The organism is Pseudoalteromonas sp. S16_S37 (assembly GCF_014694405.1).
In the GTDB taxonomy this organism is placed as follows: Bacteria; Pseudomonadota; Gammaproteobacteria; order Enterobacterales; family Alteromonadaceae; genus Pseudoalteromonas.
In genome coordinates this window covers 71,947-92,034 of sequence record NZ_JAAUWV010000001.1, presented here as the reverse complement: position 1 = coordinate 92,034, position 20,088 = coordinate 71,947, and the positions used below count along the sequence as shown (strand labels likewise).

General features: G+C 42.9%; 20 protein-coding genes. 5 read left to right on the top strand and 15 right to left on the bottom strand.

Annotation, left to right across the window (positions count from 1 at the left end; genetic code table 11):
* Positions 1-103 precede the first annotated feature (103 nt).
* From hflX to HC733_RS00430, 7 genes are all read right to left on the bottom strand, one after another.
* Positions 104-1,390, bottom strand: a complete 1,287-nt coding sequence (hflX, locus tag HC733_RS00460) for a ribosome rescue GTPase HflX (protein ID WP_190363098.1) — start codon at positions 1,388-1,390, stop codon at positions 104-106.
* Positions 1,391-1,411: 21 nt separating this feature from the next.
* A complete protein-coding gene (hfq, locus tag HC733_RS00455) occupies positions 1,412-1,675 on the bottom strand; it encodes an RNA chaperone Hfq (RefSeq protein ID WP_171627088.1) in 264 nt (87 codons plus the stop codon).
* Positions 1,676-1,753: 78 nt separating this feature from the next.
* Entirely contained in the window at positions 1,754-2,671 is a 918-nt protein-coding gene (gene miaA, locus HC733_RS00450) for a tRNA (adenosine(37)-N6)-dimethylallyltransferase MiaA (protein ID WP_190363097.1), read from the bottom strand.
* Between the two features lies 1 nt (position 2,672).
* Complete coding sequence (mutL, locus tag HC733_RS00445; protein ID WP_190363096.1) at positions 2,673-4,499, bottom strand: DNA mismatch repair endonuclease MutL; 1,827 nt, start codon at positions 4,497-4,499, stop codon at positions 2,673-2,675.
* Between the two features lie 6 nt (positions 4,500-4,505).
* Positions 4,506-5,792 (bottom strand): N-acetylmuramoyl-L-alanine amidase, encoded by a 1,287-nt coding sequence (locus tag HC733_RS00440; RefSeq protein WP_238937386.1) that lies wholly within the window; start codon positions 5,790-5,792, stop codon positions 4,506-4,508.
* A 43-nt stretch (positions 5,793-5,835) separates the two neighbouring features.
* Complete coding sequence (tsaE, locus tag HC733_RS00435; RefSeq protein ID WP_190363094.1) at positions 5,836-6,306, bottom strand: tRNA (adenosine(37)-N6)-threonylcarbamoyltransferase complex ATPase subunit type 1 TsaE; 471 nt, start codon at positions 6,304-6,306, stop codon at positions 5,836-5,838.
* A gap of 2 nt (positions 6,307-6,308) precedes the next feature.
* A complete protein-coding gene (locus HC733_RS00430) occupies positions 6,309-7,802 on the bottom strand; it encodes an NAD(P)H-hydrate dehydratase (RefSeq protein WP_238937385.1) in 1,494 nt (497 codons plus the stop codon).
* 3 nt (positions 7,803-7,805) lie between these two features.
* Here HC733_RS00430 and queG point away from each other — a divergent pair, with 3 nt between their 5' ends.
* Entirely contained in the window at positions 7,806-8,939 is a 1,134-nt protein-coding gene (gene queG / locus HC733_RS00425) for a tRNA epoxyqueuosine(34) reductase QueG (RefSeq protein WP_190363197.1), read from the top strand.
* Positions 8,940-9,015: 76 nt separating this feature from the next.
* Here the strand turns inward: queG and HC733_RS00420 are convergent, their stop codons facing one another.
* The 3 genes from HC733_RS00420 to HC733_RS00410 form a co-directional block, all read right to left on the bottom strand.
* Positions 9,016-10,155: a response regulator gene (locus tag HC733_RS00420; RefSeq protein WP_190363093.1), complete on the bottom strand. Its 1,140-nt coding sequence runs from the start codon at positions 10,153-10,155 to the stop codon at positions 9,016-9,018.
* 76 nt (positions 10,156-10,231) lie between these two features.
* A complete protein-coding gene (locus HC733_RS00415) occupies positions 10,232-12,178 on the bottom strand; it encodes a hybrid sensor histidine kinase/response regulator (protein WP_190363092.1) in 1,947 nt (648 codons plus the stop codon).
* 58 nt (positions 12,179-12,236) lie between these two features.
* Positions 12,237-12,728, bottom strand: a complete 492-nt coding sequence (locus HC733_RS00410; RefSeq protein ID WP_190363091.1) for a GNAT family N-acetyltransferase — start codon at positions 12,726-12,728, stop codon at positions 12,237-12,239.
* Between the two features lie 73 nt (positions 12,729-12,801).
* On the opposite strand from HC733_RS00410, the gene HC733_RS00405 reads away from it, so the two are divergent.
* From HC733_RS00405 to HC733_RS00390, 4 genes are all read left to right on the top strand, one after another.
* The gene (locus HC733_RS00405; RefSeq protein WP_190363090.1) at positions 12,802-13,344 is read left to right on the top strand and encodes a glutathione peroxidase; all 543 of its coding nucleotides are present in this window, start codon (positions 12,802-12,804) and stop codon (positions 13,342-13,344) included.
* A gap of 80 nt (positions 13,345-13,424) precedes the next feature.
* Entirely contained in the window at positions 13,425-13,706 is a 282-nt protein-coding gene (locus tag HC733_RS00400) for a peptidylprolyl isomerase (protein ID WP_190363089.1), read from the top strand.
* Positions 13,707-13,777: 71 nt separating this feature from the next.
* Positions 13,778-14,356, top strand: a complete 579-nt coding sequence (locus HC733_RS00395) for a glutathione S-transferase family protein (protein ID WP_190363088.1) — start codon at positions 13,778-13,780, stop codon at positions 14,354-14,356.
* 25 nt (positions 14,357-14,381) lie between these two features.
* Positions 14,382-14,732, top strand: a complete 351-nt coding sequence (locus HC733_RS00390) for a DUF2750 domain-containing protein (protein WP_152085035.1) — start codon at positions 14,382-14,384, stop codon at positions 14,730-14,732.
* Here the strand turns inward: HC733_RS00390 and HC733_RS00385 are convergent.
* From HC733_RS00385 to hisS, 5 genes are all read right to left on the bottom strand, one after another.
* Complete coding sequence (locus HC733_RS00385) at positions 14,709-15,098, bottom strand: VOC family protein (protein ID WP_190363087.1); 390 nt, start codon at positions 15,096-15,098, stop codon at positions 14,709-14,711. The genes HC733_RS00390 and HC733_RS00385 overlap by 24 nt on opposite strands.
* 225 nt (positions 15,099-15,323) lie before the next feature.
* Positions 15,324-16,799: a ribosome biogenesis GTPase Der gene (gene der / locus HC733_RS00380; RefSeq protein WP_190363086.1), complete on the bottom strand. Its 1,476-nt coding sequence runs from the start codon at positions 16,797-16,799 to the stop codon at positions 15,324-15,326.
* A 72-nt stretch (positions 16,800-16,871) separates the two neighbouring features.
* Complete coding sequence (gene bamB, locus HC733_RS00375) at positions 16,872-18,044, bottom strand: outer membrane protein assembly factor BamB (RefSeq protein ID WP_190363085.1); 1,173 nt, start codon at positions 18,042-18,044, stop codon at positions 16,872-16,874.
* 8 nt (positions 18,045-18,052) lie between these two features.
* Positions 18,053-18,673 (bottom strand): YfgM family protein, encoded by a 621-nt coding sequence (locus HC733_RS00370; protein WP_190363084.1) that lies wholly within the window; start codon positions 18,671-18,673, stop codon positions 18,053-18,055.
* A 9-nt stretch (positions 18,674-18,682) separates the two neighbouring features.
* A complete protein-coding gene (gene hisS / locus HC733_RS00365; RefSeq protein ID WP_190363083.1) occupies positions 18,683-19,960 on the bottom strand; it encodes a histidine--tRNA ligase in 1,278 nt (425 codons plus the stop codon).
* Between the last annotated feature and the right edge of the window lie 128 nt (positions 19,961-20,088).

The window sequence follows — 20,088 nt, the reverse complement described above, 5'->3', positions numbered from 1 at the left end:
AGCTATACTCCATTTTTATTAAAGTCAATTAGGGTAAATCTAACAAATATAAGGCGTTTCTCATACCCAAATACGAGCAAAACTGCACTTTTCTGTGTAAAAATTATGTATCAATAAATTTTTCTATGTCCATACCTTGCTCTTTTTTCAGCCTTTCCCAATCAACTTGAGGTAATCGCACGTTCAAAAGCCAGTTTCCGTGCTCATCAAAATCTTCTTGCTGTACCGCATTTAGATTAAATAAAACACCTCTTAAACGCCCAAAAGCAGGCGGAATACATAAGGTATGAGCAAATATTTTTTTAGCTAGTAGCTCCGAGATAGCTTGACAGAGTAGTTCGGTGCCAACGCCACTGTGAGCTGATAACCAAACTCGAATAGGCTGCCCTTCATCATTGCGGTCAATTCTCGGTCTAACCTCTTCTAACAGGTCTATCTTGTTATAAACCAACAATTGCACAATGTCATCTGCCTCAATCTCTTTTAAAACAGACTGCACCTCTTCAATATTCTCTTTTCGTCGATTATCAGCCACATCAACAACATGAATCTGTAAGTCCGCTTCTCGCGTTTCGGTCAACGTCGCTTTAAATGCAGCAACCAGATCATGTGGCAAATGACGAATAAACCCCACGGTATCTGCCAAAATAACTGGCCCAATGTCATCTATATGGAGTTTTCGCAAAGTTGGATCAAGGGTTGCGAATAATTGGTCTGCCGCATATACATCTGAGTTAGTGAGCAAATTAAATAACGTTGATTTCCCAGCGTTGGTATAGCCAACTAAAGATACCGTGGGCACCTCGTTACGACTACGAGCACGTCTTCCTTGCTCACGAACTGTGGCCACCTTATCTAGGCGCTTGCGAATGCTCTTGATGCGCTCTCTTAATAAACGTCTATCGGTTTCAAGCTGAGTTTCACCCGGACCACGTAGTCCTATACCGCCTTTTTGGCGTTCTAAATGGGTCCATCCGCGAATTAAACGCGTGGAAATATGCTTAAGCTGGGCGAGTTCAACCTGCAACTTACCTTCATGGGTGCGCGCTCGCTGAGCAAAAATATCGAGTATTAGAGTCGTTCTGTCGAGTACTCGACATTGGCAAACACGTTCTAAGTTTCTTTCTTGAGAAGGACTAAGTTGGTGGTTAAATATAACGACATCTGCATTGTGGATTTTGACAATCTCAGCAATTTCTTCTGCTTTACCCGTACCGACGAATAGCTTGGCGTGTGGCGCTTGGCGACTGCCTTGCACAATCGCCAAACTACTAACACCTGCAGAAGACACCAACATTTCCAGCTCTCGCAAATCTTCGCGATCACCTTCGTTAGGAAAGTCGATGTGAACTAAGACTGCCTGTTCGCCGGCTTCATAACGGTCAAACAAGCATTTCGCTCCTAAAGTGAATTAATAGTTACCATCATCAGTTTGTTCTGTACCTTCCGTGCCTTGAGCGCTTTGGAAATTAACCGCTCGAGCAGGTACAACTGTAGAGATAGCATGCTTATACACCATTTGGTTTACGGTGTTCTCTAACAAAATAACGAATTGATCAAATGATTGAATCTTACCTTGTAATTTTATGCCGTTGACTAAAAAAATTGAAACAGGAATGCGCTCACGACGTAAGACATTCAAAAATGGGTCTTGTAACGATTGGCCTTTTGCCATTTTCTTTTCCTTCGTTCTAGGTGTTATTATTAGTTTCGCTGTCGATTAAATCTCAGCAGCTTGATTTAACAGCTACTATTAGCTTAGCGAAGTTAATACGCGTTGCAAGTTTTGTTGCTCATTGGTCTCTAACCAAGTCAGTTGCGACCACCCTCTCAACCATGTGAGTTGTCGCTTTGCAAGTTGTCTGGTAGCTGCAATACCTTTGAAAACCATTTGCTCATAGTCACACTCTCCAGCTAAGTGTTCCCACATTTGCCGATACCCAACACATCGTATTGAGGGAAGATCTGGGTGTAAATCTCCCCGCTTATATAAGGCCAAAACTTCGTTTTTAAACCCTTGATCCAACATAATTTGAAATCTTTTTTCAATACGCTGATGTAATACTTTGCGATCGCTCGGCGCGATAGCAAATTGATGAAACTGATAAGGTAATGGTGCCTGCTTTTGCTGTTGCAACTCAGTCATTGTTTTGCCGCTAATACGATACACCTCCAACGCACGATTGATACGCTGTGAATCATTCTCGCTGATCTTTGCTGCAGCTTGTGGATCTATTTGTGTCAGTTGTTTATGTAATTCGGGCCAGCCTTGTTCATTCGCTTCAATTTCAAGCTGAGCACGAATTACAGGGTCTGCTTCTGGCAAAGGTGATAAGCCTTCAATAAGCCCCTTGAAATACATCATAGTGCCGCCAACCAAAATAGGTACCTTACCTTTTTGATGTAAAGCATCAATATGTCGACAAGCATCGCGGCGAAAATCGGCCACAGAGTAACTTTCTAGCGGGTCAATGATATCAATAAGATGATGTGGCGCCAAGGCAAGTTCATCGGGTTCGGGTTTGGCGGTACCAATGTCCATCCCTTTGTAAACCAAAGCAGAATCAACACTCACCACTTCCGTGTCTAAATGCTGACATAACTCTATCGCAAGGGCCGTTTTTCCCGCGGCAGTTGGCCCCATTAGTGTTATAACAGGTAATTTATTCACTCTAAAACTCTTGTGGTAGTAATTGCAAAAACATCTTACTTTCTATTTTAACTGCTTTTTCCTGAATACGCGCCAAACATTTTTGACTTTTTTCAATAAATTGCTGAGCTTTGGCAAAGTGTTCACTCGAATAAAATCGCTCAGGCGTTTTGCTCACCATCCATTTGAGCCAATCATCAATACTTTGCAACGAGCCGCTGCATGCTATAAGAATCTCTGAACAGAACACTCCCACATCGACGCTATACAGGCTAACCGGCAGTTTTTTGACCATGATATAACGCTCAAAAAACTGTATATCAAACCCTAGCAAAGTGAGCCAAGATTCTTGTTTTGCAAGTGTCGCTATTTCCGCTTTATCTAAATTCACTCGAACTGGCAGCAATAGTGCTTTGCTAGGCAAACTAGCATCACGCTCTAACTCACTTGACCAATATAGATGTAGTGCGTGTTTAAAATGCGAAACCAGTAGCTGTTGCTTATCCTCAAGCAAAGTAACGCCCCCTTCGAGGACTAGCATTTTGGCGTATTGCACACGCAGCTCATCACGCTCTTTGTGCTCTGGGGGGATATCAAATTCACTGGCCTGTTGGTGGCTTAACGCTTGATATAGCTGGTTAACGTTATACTGTCGTACCGGAGCTTCTCGTTGTGTATTGACTTTATTTGCTCCCGTATGATCTCGCACACCGCTATACGATGAAGATGCCACCCTAGGCTGTGTTTGCCCTTGAAACAAATCGCTTGATGAAGCATTTTCTAACGGTTGCAGATGGCTTCGGTATTGTTGATGCAACGAATCCGACAAGTTAGAATCAAGCGCTTCTGAACTTAGCTCTTGAGTGGCGGGTATGACTGCTTGTCTAACAGCTTGCACGATAAAATCGTGTACCAATCTTGCTTGATGAAAACGCACTTCATGTTTAGCTGGATGAACATTCACATCAACTTGTCGTGGGTCTATTTCTAAATACACCACAAAGCCTGGTATTTCTTGCTCTCCCGCAACTTCTTCAAATGCTTGTCGAATGGCATGTAGGATCAACTTATCACGCATCATTCGACCATTTACATAGGTGTACTGCGCGCCGTTGGGACTGCCCACAGGGAGTATCCAAGCAAATAGCATTAGCCCTTCGGAACCAGACTCAATATACGAAGCTTGTTGTTCAAACACTTTGCCAGCCACTTGTGCTATCCGTTTCACCCCATCGGCCTTGGAGCGAGCGCGGTATTGACGAATGACTTTTTGGTTATGCGTTAACGTAATAGCGACATCAAAACGGCTCAAAGCAATGCGTTTTACCAATTCATCAATATGGCTAAATTCGGTTTTTTCAGTGCGCAAAAATTTGCGCCGCGCAGGCGTGTTAAAAAATAAGTCTTTAACTTCAATAGTTGTGCCATCGGGGTGTGCCGTAGGCTGAACTTGCACCGCCATATCACGCCCTTCCGCAAATGCCTGCCATGCAGTTTCTTGCTCTGCGGGTTTTGAACTAAGGGTGAGGCGAGAAACCGAACTAATTGACGCCAGCGCTTCGCCACGAAAGCCCAAAGACGCTATGCATTCAAGATCATCAAGGCTTTTAAGTTTGCTCGTCGCATGTCTTGATAGTGCTAACGTTAACTCGTCTTTAACTATGCCACTGCCGTTATCACGTATGCGGATCAATTTATGTCCGCCACGCTCAATATCTATTTGGATTTTCGTTGCGCCAGCATCAATACTGTTTTCAACAAGTTCTTTAACGACGGAAGCTGGTCTTTCCACTACCTCACCAGCAGCAATTTGGTTTGCAAGCCGCGCTGGTAAAATTTCAATGCTCATTGCAAATTATGCCTTTGGAATTGTGAGAACTTGACCTATATACAGCGTGTCTTTGGTCAGCTGATTGGCTTTTTTTAACGCCGAGATAGACACGCCATAACGACTTGCTAACACACTTAAAGACTCGCCACTTTTTACTACATGTTGACCGGGTTCTTTTAACCTAGCAAACAACGAGTCATCAGGGGGGTTGCGTTTATAGTAGTTTTTTATCGACTTGAAAATCGCGCGAGCGAGCTTTTCTTGATGATTACCTGATTTTAATAAACGCTCTTCTTTGGGATTAGAGATGAACCCCGTTTCTACTAAAATAGAGGGAATATCAGGAGACTTAAGCACCCCAAAGTTCGCCGATTGCGGGCTTTTTTTATGCAGCTTAGTTACCTTTTTCAGCTCATCAACGATTTCATCCGCTACCTGCAATGCCGTTCTCATGGAGTGATCCATAGACATGTCTAACAACGCTTTAGCAAGGTACTTTTCATTCTCTGTATCTTTGATAAGTTCTGCCGCACCACCCAACAATTGTGAGTGTTTTTCTTTATCCTCTAGCCATTTACCAATTTCAGAATTTGCTCTACGCAGCGATAACACCCAAACGGAGGAGCCACTTGGGCCGGGACTTGAAAACGCATCTGCGTGAATAGAAACAAAAAAATCTGCTCGCTTTTCTCGTGCTTTGGCTGAGCGTGTGTGTATTTTTAGATAATAGTCACCCGTGCGGATCAAACGCGCCTTCATGCCTGGCTGTTTATCTATCAGACGCGCTAAACGTTTTGCAATTGGCAGCGTGACGTTTTTTTCATACGTACCTGATGGGCCAATCGAACCTGGGTCTTCCCCACCGTGACCTGCATCGATAGCGATAATAATATCCCTATCCGTTAACCTTTCCCGCTTCTTGGCCTGAGTTTTTTCATTGCTATACAAGCTCGTTTGTTTGGCGTACAGATCAACAACTAAACGGTTTTTATAAGGACCTGCCGGTGCCAAAGCCATAACCACGGGCTTTACACTACTGGAGAGATCAAAAACAACCCGAGTACCATTTGATGATTTAGGCTTGCTGTAACGTAACTTACTGATTAAGCGATGCTCAGCGGGTATTGCCGGTAACTTATCCGCTTTGTTGGTATTGTCAAAATCAACAACCAGCCTGAGAGGGTTCTTAAGCATAAAATAGCTGTAATCAGGCTTTGCAGATAAATCAAATACAACACGGGTACTATCTGGCGACGGCCAAACGCGCACCCCTTCAATATCATTCTTCGCTTGTACAACTGTGCTAAGCATTATGAACACAACACTTAGCAGCATGCCTGATATTTTTCCTATACTACCCATCTTGTCCTAATTGCATTACGATTGTTTGCCCGCGTTCACTGTTTGCAGACACGGTTACTGTTCTTTGCTCACCATCATACGCCATCTCTACATTTAGATCGGGACTAGGAATAAAACCCGCGCCCTTTTGCGGCCACTCAATGATGCAAATTGCGTTGGGGCTAAAGTAATCTCTGATCCCCATATATTCTAGCTCTTCAGGATCACCTAAGCGATAAAGATCAAAGTGATATATTGAGACATCTTCAAGCTCGTAAGGTTCAACAAGGGTATATGTTGGGCTTTTTACCTTACCGGTATGCCCCATCCCCTGAACAATACCACGAGATAACGTTGTTTTGCCTGCACCTAAGTCTCCATGCAAAAACAACACCGCGCCATTTTTTATATATTTACATAGGCGTTCGCCCATAGCCACCGTTTGTGCCTCATCGGCCAAATGCTGACTAAATGTATTACTCATGATCACCCCAATAAGCGTCGAATATGCATAAATAAATCGCTTGCAAGCAGCCCTTTTTCACCTTCTTTTGCTGCAATTTGCGCAGCTAAACCATGAATATACACAGCTAAGTTAGCAGCTGCAAACGGCGCCATACCTTGCGCAATTAAAGCGCCGATTATACCAGATAAAACATCCCCCATCCCAGCACTTGCCATGGCAGCACATCCCGAGCGATTAATATTTATGCAACTATTATCAGCAATGAGAGTTCCAGGCCCCTTTAACACCATATTAGCAGCATAAGTTTTGGCTAAATACGCAACCAGCTCAAAACGGTTCGCTTCATCAACACCGCTGTTTTCTTTCAATAAACGTTTTGCTTCACCTATGTGGGGCGTTAATACAGCGCAGCAATAACGTTTCTCAGTTTGTGCTAACAAATTTAAACCATCAGCATCACATACAACCGGCTTTGCAAATTCAATGCTTTGTGAAAACAGAGCTTGTGCCCACGCATTTTGTCCAAGCCCTGGACCTATTACCATCACGTCAGCTTTGGCCATTAAAAGCGACAACTGCTGCGCATTCTCGATACCATGAACCATTAATTCATATCTACCTTGTAACACGCAGGCGACATTATCAGGGTGGGTAGCGACACTAACCAGTCCAGCACCTGCTCTAAGAGCAGCCTCAGCTGCCAATCGAATAGCGCCTGCCATACCTTTGTTACCACCCACTAGCAGCACATGACCACACATATTTTTATAGCTATCTACAGGACGAGATGGCAGCTTTGAAAAAAGCGTTTCATGGGTCATATAAGTTGCACTGGGCTGCACTAATTGCTCAAATGCCTCAGCCACATCTAAACTTGCATATACTAACTGACCACAGTGCGCTTTAGCTTTACCGGTTAATAACCCTTGCTTTAACGCAATGAAAGTCATAGTGATATCGGCTTTAAAAGCGCCTTTTGCCACCTCGGACGTGGAGCCATTGACGCCACTTGGAATATCAATGCTAAGTTTATTTGCCTGCACTTTGTCACAATCTGCAAAGAGCGTTTGGACTTGTTCGGATAGCTCACCACGAAACCCTGTCCCAAACACCCCATCAACAATGACACAGTATGAATCTAAACAAGGCTGTTTTGTGACTATTTCAACATTTGCTTGGCAAGCGGCTTGATAAGCCTCTAGTGCATCGCCTTTTAACAGTGTTGCATCAGATAAGCTGTAAACGGTGACTGTACGCCCAGCTTGATTAAGCAACTTAGCCAAAACATAGGCATCTCCAGCATTGTTGCCTTTTCCTGCCAGCAGAAGAACACGCTGCGCACTGACCCAGTCATTTTCGAACAATGAAAATAGCGATTGCCCAGCTCGAAACATTAAGTTGGATAGACTTGTTCCCGAATTTTTTGCGGCGAACTCTTCGTATTGCTGCACCTGCTGGGCTGAGTAAGCAACTTGTGGTAAATTAGCGGTGTATTTGGCTTGCAAGATAAACATTCCGTGACTGCAGATAGTATTAATTATATTGAACTGGCAAAAAAAATTAAGCAATGGGGCAAAGAACTTGGATTTGCCGACATTGGCATAACCGATATTGACTTGTCTAAGCATGAAACGCAGCTTCAGCGCTGGTTGGATAATGGCTACCATGGTGAAATGCAATATATGGCAGCCCATGGAATGAAAAGAGCAAGGCCCTCGGAGCTGGTGCCAGGCACACAGCGTGTGATTTCAGTACGAATGAATTACCTCCCACCGGATGCGGGCTTTGCAAAAGCTTTAAAAAATAAGCAAACAGCCTATATCAGCCGATATGCATTGGGCCGAGATTATCATAAAGTGATGAGGAATCGTCTCAAACAGCTAGGACAGAAAATCACAGTTGAAGTTTCAGAGCTAGGGTTTAGACCCTTTGTAGACTCCGCACCAGTTCTCGAAAGGCAACTGGCTGAAAAAGCAGGCCTTGGCTGGCGCGGGAAAAATAGCTTACTCATCCAAAAACACGCAGGCTCTTGGTTCTTCCTTGGGGAACTATTTGTGGACATTCCATTGCCTGTTGACGCCCCTGATGAGTTTGAAGGTTGTGGTAAGTGTAATGCCTGTATCACTCTGTGCCCCACAGGGGCCATTGTTGAACCCTATGTTGTTGATGCTCGAAAGTGTATCTCCTACTTAACAATCGAGCTGCAAGGTCCAATTCCAGAACAATATCGGCCACTCATCGGTAATCGAGTTTATGGTTGTGATGATTGCCAGCTTGTATGTCCATGGAATCGCTTTGGACAACTGACAAAAGAGCCTGACTTTAATCCAAGAACCGCCATTAAAGACCGCTCATTAATTGAGTTATTTAATTGGGATGAAGAGACCTTTTTAAAAGCGACTGAAGGCAGTCCAATACGTCGAATAGGCCACCAACGATGGCTTAGAAATATAGCCGTTGGACTTGGTAATGCGCCTTATGATGAGCAAGTAGTAGCGGCATTAAATAAGCGTATGGCTGAAGTCTCTGAGCTAGTTCAAGAACACATTACTTGGGCATTGCAACAACAACTTAGCAAGCAGGGACTACAGCTAAGAAAGCAAGCTCGGTTAATTCGGATCATCGAAAAAGGCTTGCCGAGAGATGCATAATGATGTGTAAAAAATGATGCGATATCAGAGCCTTTACCAGCCAAATAGTAATGGCCCGATATAGCTAAAACATAACTTAATTTTCATCAACTTTATGACTTAACTCTGCCAAATCGGCTTCTATCTCAGTAAAGGCTTCCTTTACTTGGATCAGCGCCTCTTCTCGTGCAACCGATCTCTGAATTGCACTATCCACATGATTATAAATAAATAATTCTTGGTCTTCATCTAACCCCATGGTCGGAATACGATGCTCAAACTGCTCTTGCAACTCTCTGAACACAGCCTCATTTTGCTTGCGATTGTTATTTAGCATCGTCATTAAACTTTTAAACTTGCTATTAATCATTGCAATCGCACCATTGAGATTTTGCTGCTGCTGACAAAGTTCATTTCGGGTCAAGATAGCAAGTAGCTGTTGTTCTGTTACACTAACAATAAAGCAGATATGGTCCCGAATTCGGCCATGCTTTTCATCATCACTTTCTGGCATATTTAGCACAAGCACGCTTACATAGTCATAGTTCACTAAAATCCGACTGGTGAATTCGTGTAAGCGCCCCTTTGACTTTAATATTTCAAACAGCTCGACGACGATAGGTGAACATATACCTGAAGTTGCATAATGTTGCTGCTCCCCATTAACCCGAAATTCAATATTACAACTCAGACCAAAATTCGCCATACAATTCATGAGCGCAGCAGCAAGAGCAGGAACATCGTTTATATTGCCAATACTCTCAATATAATTGACTATTTGTCCCATTTCACTGCTGGTCGCCATGGCGCTAAAAGCAGTTGTTGTCGCATCCTCAACTTGCTGTTCAAGAATGTCTTTTTCTAATAACAACTGTCCTAGCTTGATCAATTTGGCGGTTAACTCGCCTTGCCCAAACGGCTTAACGATATAGTCCTCAGCCCCAACAGCATACCCTTCCATACGCTCTTCGACAGACCCTCTTGCTGAGACAAACATAACAACAATATGGCTGGTATCAGGATTTGATTTTATAGCACGACATACATCATAACCATTCATTTTCGGCATACTGACATCAAGTAAAATAACCTGGGGGTTAAACTCTGCTAGCATCTCAAGACACTCAGGACCACTGGCGGCGGTTCTGAGTTCAAAGTCTAAATCCTCAAGAATTTCTTCGATGATTTCTAGGTTAAAAGGCTCATCGTCCACAGCCAAAACGCGTTGCAGTGCCATACATAAATTCCTTGTTTGATTTTGTTGCCTTTTATATTTATAGCTGCGGTTTTTATATAATGCGAATACCCAGACCTTACTTTTGATCTAGCGGTATTTCGATATGGAGCGTTGCGCCTACATCATCGTTATTGGTTGCGTAAATACACCCTTTGTGTAGCAGTACAAACTCTTTACAAATCGCCAAACCTAAACCGGTTCCCCCTGCCCCACTATTTGTTGTCGAGCTTTGTGCAAACTTAGAAAATATATGGCTAAGCTCATCTTCGGGAATGCCAACACCTTGGTCACGTACTTCAATATTTACCTTATCACCAGTATGCAAAACGTTGATCCTAACTAGGCCCCCTTCGGGGCTAAATTTAATCGCATTGCCTAACAAGTTACGGATCACTTGATTTATTTGCTCTTGATCACAAAACACCAACAAAGGCTCTTTTGGTTCAATTAGTTTCAGGGAAATATGTTTTGCCAGTGCCGATCCAGACACATCGTCAATCGCCGTTTTAATGATTGCACAGATATCTTGAGCGCTGGGATTAAATGGAAATCGCCCCGCATCCAACTTAGACAAATCAAGCAAGTTATTGAGCAATAGCAGTAAGCGCTCTCCACTGGTTTCAATGCGCGACAAATACTTCTCTAGTTTGTCTACAGGGACTTCGCCAGCCCCCAATTTATCTAAGCCAAATCGCGCAAAACTTAAGATTGAATGCATTGGAGTACGTAGCTCATGAGACATATTGGCAAGAAATTCTGATTTACTGATATTAGCCGCTTCGGCTGCCTCTTTTGCCTTTAGCAATTGCGCTGTACGCGCTTGTACTTCAGCCTCCAACACTTCTTTGGCTTCTTCTAAAACCTGTTGTTTTTTCTTCAAATGTGCGACATTTTTTAAAATAACAGAAAAAGCCAGCTCGCCGTGATGATCGATCTCATTGAAAGTACCCATTAGGGGAACTGATTTATCATTTCGAGTAAGTAATAACTCGCAATCAAAATTGCGCCTGCCTCTGAGCTCTTTCATTTGTTGCTTTAGATTATCAACCGATTCACTATCAAACAGTTCAAAAATGGAGCTAGATTGTATTTCTTCTTGAGCACAGTCAAATAGCTCAACACAGGCATCATTTCCTTCAATAATGCTACCATCTTTATTGAATAACATAATGGAGTCTGGCGTATGCTTGTAAATTACACGTAGCAGGCTATCGCGCTCAATTAATGCATCTACAGTATCTTGCAAACGCTCAACAAGTTCTTGGTTATGTCTTTTGAGCATTTCAGTTTGCCACAACTTATGCAGCGCCTTGAGTAGGTCTCCATCACCAAAAGGCGTGATGAGTACATCATCTACACCGAAACGGATCGCCTCGAGCATGTCGACTTGATCGGCTTTTTGCGTATAAAGCAAACAACGTGCATTATGATTTAACCCCTTTAGCTGAGCAAACAGTTCTAAAGCGCTTTTGTCATGGGGTTCATAGGCAGCAATCAGTAAATCAATGGCTTGATGCTGCGCTTGACTCATCCCTGCAAAGCTTGTATCTGCTGTGTACACCTGCAGTTGCGCGCCTGAGAGGCTTGCGGCCAATTCTGATAAGCGCTCCAACTGATGATCAACAAGCAACACGGTGGGTAACACCAAGCGGTTATCAGCGCCGATTTCAAACACGCGTTCCAGTAGGTTTGTTATTTCTTTATTGGAGAAAAAAGGGTAAACCACGATGCCGTTTGGCAATGCTTTATTAAACTGACTAAACAGCGCAAGTTGCTGGGCATTATCGGGTTTAGGCGCAAGTAGAATTAACTTATCGTGGTGCCTTAATGTAGCAAGCGACGCTAAAAAGCTCGTTGGAATTCCATTCGCTATCGCTATTGCATCATAACTTGCGATGTCTTCTACCTGTTCGAGCATGCGATAGTGTATGTGCTCAACTTCACCACCTAACAACTCAAACAGCACCTTTAAGCGCATAGCTAAAACACTATTGCTATCTACTATCAAAACCTTGTTAGTCATTTGTCTACACAACCAATTCCTTATCTGTTCAAGTGTAGACGAATTTTTTGATTGAGCTTTAGTCTCTTAAATGTTTACCCATAATGGTTAAGCTGTAGAGCTTATTATCCATGTTGGCGACCTCAGGCAGCTCTCCCCAAACGTCAAAACCATGACGTTTAAATAAATTCAAGCTGGGTATATTGTGACTAAAGATAAACCCAAGCAAAGTTGAGACATTAATCGTCTTTGCGTGTGACTGCGCAAAGTCGAGCAGCTTATGACCCAGCCCCTGTCCTCTTGCCTGAGAAGCAATATAAACGCTTACCTCACAGGTTTGAGAATAAGCAGGGCGTCCATAAAATGACTTAAAGCTTAGCCAAGCCACCACATCACCTCCAACCTCATACACAAACAAAGGCCTGCTTGAATGATGGCTATGAAACCACTCTAAACGCTGCTGTGCACTCAATGGCTCAGTATCGGCAGTCACCATTCTGCTGGCTATTGTCTCATTGTAGATATCTGTGATGCGTTGCAGGTCATCTATATTGGCTATTTTTATTGTCATGCTCGGGAAATATTTGATCGCATTGGAATGTAATGTCGTATCATAAAAGATAATTATCTAAGAGGGAAAGCCAATGATTAAAAAAATAATTGCCAAAACCACGTTACTGACGAGCCTATTTCTGAGCTCCCTTGCATACGCACAGCAGTGTGATGATTTTACTAATGTAGAGCTTCGTAAACTTCGCTCCGAGGAAACGCTCAACCTTTGTCAATTTAAAGGAAAACCTCTACTTATAGTTAATTCAGCAAGTAACTGCGGGTTTACTGAGCAATTTGAAGGTTTAGAAAAACTTCATCAACAATACAAAGACCAAGGCTTGGTTGTATTAGGCTTTCCATCTGATGACTTTTTCCAAGAAGAAGATGATGAGAAAGACACCGCTAAGGTGTGTTTTGTCAACTATGGCGTAACTTTTGATATGTTTGCTACATCTGCGGTACGAGGCGATGATGCCAACCCTATTTTTAAACACCTAAATGAGCAAACAAGTTCGCCTAACTGGAATTTTTATAAATACCTTGTATCTGCTGATAGAAAACACGTGACACGCTTTAATAGTCGAACCAAACCACTTTCAAAAGAACTTACTAGTGCGATAGAAAAGGCACTATAGGCAAATAGTGAGTTTTTGCCATTCTTGTATTAGAATAAAGTCTGAGCAAAAAACAAACATAAGCCAATTACGGAGAGTGTATGACAGTTGCAAGTGCAAGACACATTTTAGTTGAGAGCGAGGCTGAGTGCTTAGATTTGAAATCAAGAATAGCTGCAGGCGAGGATTTTGCTGAGCTGGCAAAACAGTATTCTAGCTGTCCATCAGGGCAAGACGGTGGTGCGCTAGGTGAATTTGGACCTGGGATGATGGTGCCAGAGTTTGACAAAGTGGTTTTTTCAGCGCCCATCAATGAAGTTCAAGGCCCAGTTCAAACACAATTTGGTTTTCATTTACTTGAAGTTACAAGCCGCTCAGAGTAAATTAAAGACAAACTTTTAGGCCGCTTTATGCGGCCTTTTTTATAGACTTCCCCCATAGAAAAGGAATCATCATGCAACTATATGGCTCAAATACTTCCCCCTATGCAAGACGTATCAGGATGTTTGCAACTTGTCATAATTTACCTGTCAGTTATCAGCACTTAGATATTTTTAGTGAAACCGACAGAGCCACTTTAATTGCTAACAATCCAGCGCGAAAGATCCCTTTTCTAATTGATGGACAAGATACTATCTGTGACTCCGGTGCTATTTACCGTTACTTAGTTGATAAATTCCATCTGACTAAAATGACTTATTGGCAAGAAAACCAACTTGTGAATATTAATGCCTGTAATGATTCTTTAGTGGAGCTTTTGTTATGTACACGCTCAGGACTAAATACCAACTCCGATGCACTATTTTTTAATTTACAAAGAGAGCGCATTGAAGCGGTATTATCAGATTTAAATGAACAATGTGTGAAAAGTGATTTTTTAGACTGCGACTATCTGCAGATCAGTTTATACTGCTTGCTAGATTGGATTGAATTTAGAAAATTAACTGATTTAAGTTCGTTTACCGCGTTACTGCATTTTCATGAAGTACACAGTAACTTACCAGGAAGTACAGATTCAGACCCAAGAATATAGTTGTCACACATAGAAGGTAAAGGCAATGAGCGACATTGAAATAGAATCAGAATTAGTCACCTTTGTAGAACAGGTTCGTACTAACCAACAAATTTGGGCACTTGGCGCTGAAGACGGTGGCGTTGTAGTTTGTGAGTCCAATCAGTTTGAAGAAACCGATGTACTACTGATCTGGGACAGCGAACAAAAAGCGCAAGCGCAATGTAAAGATGAATGGCAAGATTATTCACCGGTAGCTATTTCACTTGATGAATTTTTAGACGAGTGGGTTGAAGATCTAAATGAAGATCAAGCGCTATTTGGCCTAAACTGGAATGATGACAATGTCTGCGTTGAAATTGAGCCCGTAGGGTTAGCTCGCGCACTCGTTGACTAAAGCGATCAAAGTCCCCTCTATAGCGCGCACGTATGCTTGCGCGCTTGTCCCTTTAGTATTAGGTGGCATTAAAGGTTCAGCACCGGCGATCACTGCCCTATCATAACTTTCACTGACGTTATCACAATATATGGTTAGCTCAAATCCTAACGCGGGTTGTTTTGGTTGTGCGCGAATATAGCTTTGCTTGAATTGTGCTTGCGCAAGTGGGTGACTCGCAAAGCCCAATATCACTTCTCCAGTATCTAACTCACCATAGTCACCAGATTCAGTCAGGCTTTGGGTACTAAGACCAAACGCTTGATAGTAAAAATCGAGTACTTCCTCAACGTTATCAACATAAATCACAGTTTTTGCATAGCGCATTATTAACCACTTAAAATTAAAATCATCCAGAGTACTGAAAACTATCAATCAGCGGTGATACTTATTTTCTAAGCATAAAGTTAAATGCGGGTAAATTACAACCAAGTGACTAAAAGTTACCGCTAAAAATTCATTTTCATGGACTAATAAACATAAAAAAATCCGCAAACTCGAAAGTTGGCGGATTATTTTGTTTAGAATGAACGCGATTATTTAGCGTGCAGACTAAGACTTATTACGGCTTTCTTTGGTAAACGCTCTTAGTTTACGTTTTTGCGACAACGTCATCTTATTGCTACGGCCAGCGTATGGGTTATCCCCTTCGCGGAACTCAATTTTAATTGGTGTACCCATGATGTTGAGCGCTTTACGGTAATAGTTCATTAAATAGCGCTTGTAGCTATCAGGTAAGTCATGTACTTGGTTACCATGTATAACGATCCTAGGCGGATTGTAGCCCCCAGCGTGCGCGTATTTAAGCTTAACGCGTCGACCACGTACCAATGGTGGTTGGTGATCAGCCTGTGCCATATCCATTATTCTGCGTAACATCGCTGTACTAATACGTTTAGTTGCTGAGTCGTATGCTTCATTTACTGACTCAAAAAGGTGTCCTACACCAGTACCGTGCAATGCAGATATAAAGTGCAAACGAGCAAAATCAATAAAGCCTAGTCGACGGTCCAATTCTGACTTGATACGCTCTTTTACGTAGTCATCCAGTCCATCCCACTTATTCACGGCTATCACCAAAGAGCGACCCGAGTTCAACGCAAAACCTAGTAAACTTAAGTCTTGATCTGAGATCCCTTCTCTTGCATCAACAACCAGTAATACCACATTGGCATCTTCGATTGCTTGTAGCGTTTTGATAACTGAAAACTTTTCTACAACATCGCTAACCTTTTTGCGTTTACGCACACCTGCCGTGTCGATAAGTACGTATTCACGATCATTACGCGTCATCGGAATATAGATTGAGTCTCGCGTTGTACCAGGCATGTCATAAACAATAACGCGTTCTTCACCTAGAATACGATTAGTTAGTGTCGACTTACCCACATTTGGACGACCAATGATGGCTAACTTGATTGGCTTGTCTTCAAAAGCCGATTTTCCATCTTCGTCAGTGCCTTCTTCACCTTCAAGGTAAAGCTCTGCAAGCTGCGTATCATTTTGCGCTAGCTCATCTTCTTGCTCAGCTAATTCAGCAATAACTGGTTGTAACGTCACATCAAGTAATTGCGTCACACCACGACCATGGGCAGCTGCGATTTGATATACCTCTCCAAGCGCTAACTGATAAAATTCAGCGCAACTCGAATCAGCATCAATACCATCGGTTTTATTAGCCACCAAAAAGCATTTCTTTTGTTGTTTGCGTAAGTGCTGTGCAATAGCCTGATCGGCAGCATTCATGCCCGCGCGCGCATCTACCAAGAAAAGTACAATATCAGCTTCTTCAATCGCTAAGAGCGATTGCTCGGCCATTTCTGTTTCAATGCCCTCTTCAGAGCCATCAATACCGCCTGTATCGACCACGATAAACTCGTAACCATCATAGTTGGCTTGACCATATTTACGATCACGCGTTAGGCCAGGAAAATCTGCCACCAAAGCATCTCGAGTACGCGTTAAGCGGTTAAACAGTGTGGATTTACCCACATTAGGTCGCCCAACAAGAGCGATCACCGGAAGCATAGACTACCTCTTTAATAAACAACAAAAGGCTTCGCAAAGCGAAGCCTTAACAAACTTAACTAAAATTAAGTGTTACGGAATTTTAACTGCGCTAACTTCACCATTGCGGGTGTAAACAATCAGCTTGTCATCGGTCACGATAGGCTCTACAAAAAAGCCTGAGCTATCAAACGATTCACGAGCAACCAACTGGCCAGTTTGTTTATCTAACCAATGTAAATTACCTTCCTGATCGCCAAGGGCAACATAATTACCCACAACAGCTGGTGCCGTTAAATACCAACCTCTCAGCGCAGGCTGACTCCAACGTTCAATACCAGAGTCTTTATCCAACGCATAAATAACGCCGTTACTATCAACTAAGTAAAGAACATTTAAATCTAAGCTCAAATCGCGGTAACTACTGTATTCACGTTTCCAAACTACATTGCCGCTTCGCACATCCACGGCCGCTAAGTTACCATTATAGCCTATTGCGTATGCCATTGCGCCGCTAACTACTGGCTTTGTGTCAACGTCAACCAAACGTTCAAACTCTGAAGAGCCTTTCGCAAGTGCCACATCAACGCTCCACGCGCTGTAGCCATTTTCAGCGATCAATACGGATAATTTCCCGCTTTCTTCACCAAATAATACACCGCCATTAGCTGCCGTTGGAGAACTTAAACCACGCAATGTCAAAGCTGGCACTTCTTGCTCATGGCGCCAACGCTCTTCACCGGTATCTGGGTGCAATGCAAGCAATTTACCTGACCCTAAATTCACGTATATCAGGCCGTCACCAGCAGCAGGTGACGATAATGCTTCACCTGGTACATTTTTACGCCAAATAATTTCTCCAGAATCTCTATTCAGAGCAATCACTTCACCGTGTTCAGAACCAATGTAGATATTTCCGTAAGCCTGCAAAATACCGCCAGAAAGCTTAGCACTATCATTGTCTTCCCAAGGCCAAAATGCTGGGTCTTTACGGGTATCTGTTTGCCACAGAGTTTTACCTGAATCTAAGTTGAGCGCTTTAACTAAACCATAGCGCTCAGCAACAAAAACGGTATCTTTGTATACGGTTGGTGTTAAACGCGAGAAGTAATGCTCTACGCCACTACCGATACTTTCTCGCCACACAACTTGTGTTTCAAACTGATTGTTGATCTCTGGTAATACAAGTTCGTCTTCATCACTAGATGAACATCCTAACAGCGACGCCATACATAGCGCCAAGGTGGCCATACTGAGCTTATTCATGTTGACTCCTATGCTGCAGGTTGTGCTGAAGCTAAGTCATCTAACTTAATTTTAAGCAAAGTATTTGCACTTTCAGTCGATGCTTCCAGCGCAGCTTGATACTGAGATTTAGCTTGCTCTTTATTACCCTGAGCTAAGAATATGTCACCTTTGATTTCAGAAATCTGCGCTTTAAAGCTCTCAGGCATCGGCTTGCCCAGCGTTGCTAACGCGTCTTCAAATTGCTGTTGTGCCAATTGCACACGAGCTAAACGCGTTAAAGCAGTTGCTTTAAGTTCTAAATTTTGGACGTTATCAGCAGCCCATTGTAGCTTATGAGCAGCCACATCTAACTGTTGTTTGTCAGCTGCTTCTTTAGCTGCCACAAATGCCGCTAATACCGCGTAGTTAGAATCACCATTTTCTTTTACAAAGCTGTCGCTCGCAGCCAAAACATCTTCGCTTTCAACAAATTGGTTATACGCATTTGATGCTGCTTCCGCGCTGTCAATTTGGCTTTGATTGTAAGCTTTCCAGCCATATAAACCACCTAAACCAATGACAATGCCCAACGCCAAAGATACCCCATTTTCACGGAAAAATCGTTTTATAGCCTCAGCTTGTTGTTCTTCTGTTGAGTAAATTTCCATTATAACCTCTTATGCTATCAGCGCTTGTAATAGAGTTTTAACCTCATCCAAGGACACTGTGATCTGTTCTTTTTGTTCGCGCAGATATTTAACGGTTACTTTGCCTTGTGCAAGCTCGTCTTCACCAAGGATCAAAGCAACCAACGCATCACTCTTATCTGCTCGTTTTAATTGTTTCTTAAAGTTACCGCCGCCTGCATGTACCATAACACGCAAACCTGCAACTTCATTTCTAAGCTGCTCTGCAATAACAGGCGCTTGAATGCTCGCCTTATCACCCATTGCAGCAACGTAAACATCTGCATTGCGGCGAATATCACCAACACAATCAAGCTCTTGCAGCATTAACACTAAACGCTCAAGGCCCATTGCAAAACCAACAGCTGGCGTACCTTTACCACCTAACTGCTCGACTAAGCCATCGTAACGGCCACCGGCACACACAGTACCTTGCGCACCTAAACTATCCGTAACCCATTCAAAAACAGTACGATTGTAGTAATCTAAGCCACGTACCAGCTTTTCATTAACGCGGTATTTGACGCCAGCGGCATCTAATCGTTCACATAAATTTTGAAAATGCGCTTGCGACTCTTCATCAAGATGTTCAGACAACTTAGGCGCATCTACTAAAATCGCTTGCACCTCAGGGTTTTTGCTATCTAACACGCGTAGCGGATTAGTGTGCATACGACGTTTACAGTCGTCATCCAAGTGCTCAATATGTTGCTCTAAAAAGGCAACCAAAGCATCTCTATAAAGTGCACGAGCTTCATTTGAACCAAGCGAATTAAGCTCTAAGGTAACATACTCACTGATCCCAAACTCTTGCCAAAGACGTGCTGTTAATAAGATAACTTCAGCATCAATGTCGGCGCTGGCGATACCATATGTTTCTACACCAAACTGATGGAACTGGCGGTAGCGACCTTTTTGTGGGCGTTCGTGCCTAAACATCGGTCCCATATACCAAAGACGCTGCTCTTGGTTATACAGCAAACCATGTTGATTACCCGCGCGAACACACACTGCGGTTCCCTCTGGGCGCAATGTAAGGCTGTCACCGCTGCGATCTTCAAAGGTGTACATTTCTTTTTCGACGATGTCAGTTACTTCGCCGATAGAACGTTTAAATAAATCAGTAGACTCAACGATAGGAAAACGGATCTCTTGATAACCATAAGACGCCACCGTTTTGCGCAACGTATCTTCTACTTTCTGCCAAATCTGCGTTGTACCAGGCAGACAGTCGTTCATACCACGAACTGCTTGAATTTGTTTTGCCACTTAAATTCCTAAATAAATCTGTTTTTTATCAATAAGATCGTCGCAAAGTATCTGACTTGCGTAAAAAAGTAATCGCTCATTATACCCAAACCGGCTGAAAATGCGACCTACCGCACTGATAGGCTACA

Bases quoted from the DNA above. Each gene is read 5' to 3' on its own strand.
- hfq (WP_171627088.1), bottom strand. From the start codon at position 1,675: ATGGCAAAAGGCCAATCGTTACAAGACCCATTTTTGAATGTCTTACGT.
- mutL (WP_190363096.1), bottom strand. From the start codon at position 4,499: ATGAGCATTGAAATTTTACCAGCGCGGCTTGCAAACCAAATTGCTGCT.
- HC733_RS00440 (WP_238937386.1), bottom strand. From the start codon at position 5,792: ATGCTTAGCACAGTTGTACAAGCGAAGAATGATATTGAAGGGGTGCGC.
- tsaE (WP_190363094.1), bottom strand. From the start codon at position 6,306: ATGAGTAATACATTTAGTCAGCATTTGGCCGATGAGGCACAAACGGTG.
- HC733_RS00430 (WP_238937385.1), bottom strand. From the start codon at position 7,802: ATGTTTATCTTGCAAGCCAAATACACCGCTAATTTACCACAAGTTGCT.
- HC733_RS00420 (WP_190363093.1), bottom strand. From the start codon at position 10,155: ATGGCACTGCAACGCGTTTTGGCTGTGGACGATGAGCCTTTTAACCTA.
- HC733_RS00415 (WP_190363092.1), bottom strand. From the start codon at position 12,178: ATGACTAACAAGGTTTTGATAGTAGATAGCAATAGTGTTTTAGCTATG.
- HC733_RS00410 (WP_190363091.1), bottom strand. From the start codon at position 12,728: ATGACAATAAAAATAGCCAATATAGATGACCTGCAACGCATCACAGAT.
- HC733_RS00405 (WP_190363090.1), top strand. From the start codon at position 12,802: ATGATTAAAAAAATAATTGCCAAAACCACGTTACTGACGAGCCTATTT.
- HC733_RS00400 (WP_190363089.1), top strand. From the start codon at position 13,425: ATGACAGTTGCAAGTGCAAGACACATTTTAGTTGAGAGCGAGGCTGAG.
- HC733_RS00395 (WP_190363088.1), top strand. From the start codon at position 13,778: ATGCAACTATATGGCTCAAATACTTCCCCCTATGCAAGACGTATCAGG.
- HC733_RS00390 (WP_152085035.1), top strand. From the start codon at position 14,382: ATGAGCGACATTGAAATAGAATCAGAATTAGTCACCTTTGTAGAACAG.
- HC733_RS00385 (WP_190363087.1), bottom strand. From the start codon at position 15,098: ATGCGCTATGCAAAAACTGTGATTTATGTTGATAACGTTGAGGAAGTA.
- der (WP_190363086.1), bottom strand. From the start codon at position 16,799: ATGCTTCCGGTGATCGCTCTTGTTGGGCGACCTAATGTGGGTAAATCC.
- bamB (WP_190363085.1), bottom strand. From the start codon at position 18,044: ATGAATAAGCTCAGTATGGCCACCTTGGCGCTATGTATGGCGTCGCTG.
- HC733_RS00370 (WP_190363084.1), bottom strand. From the start codon at position 18,673: ATGGAAATTTACTCAACAGAAGAACAACAAGCTGAGGCTATAAAACGA.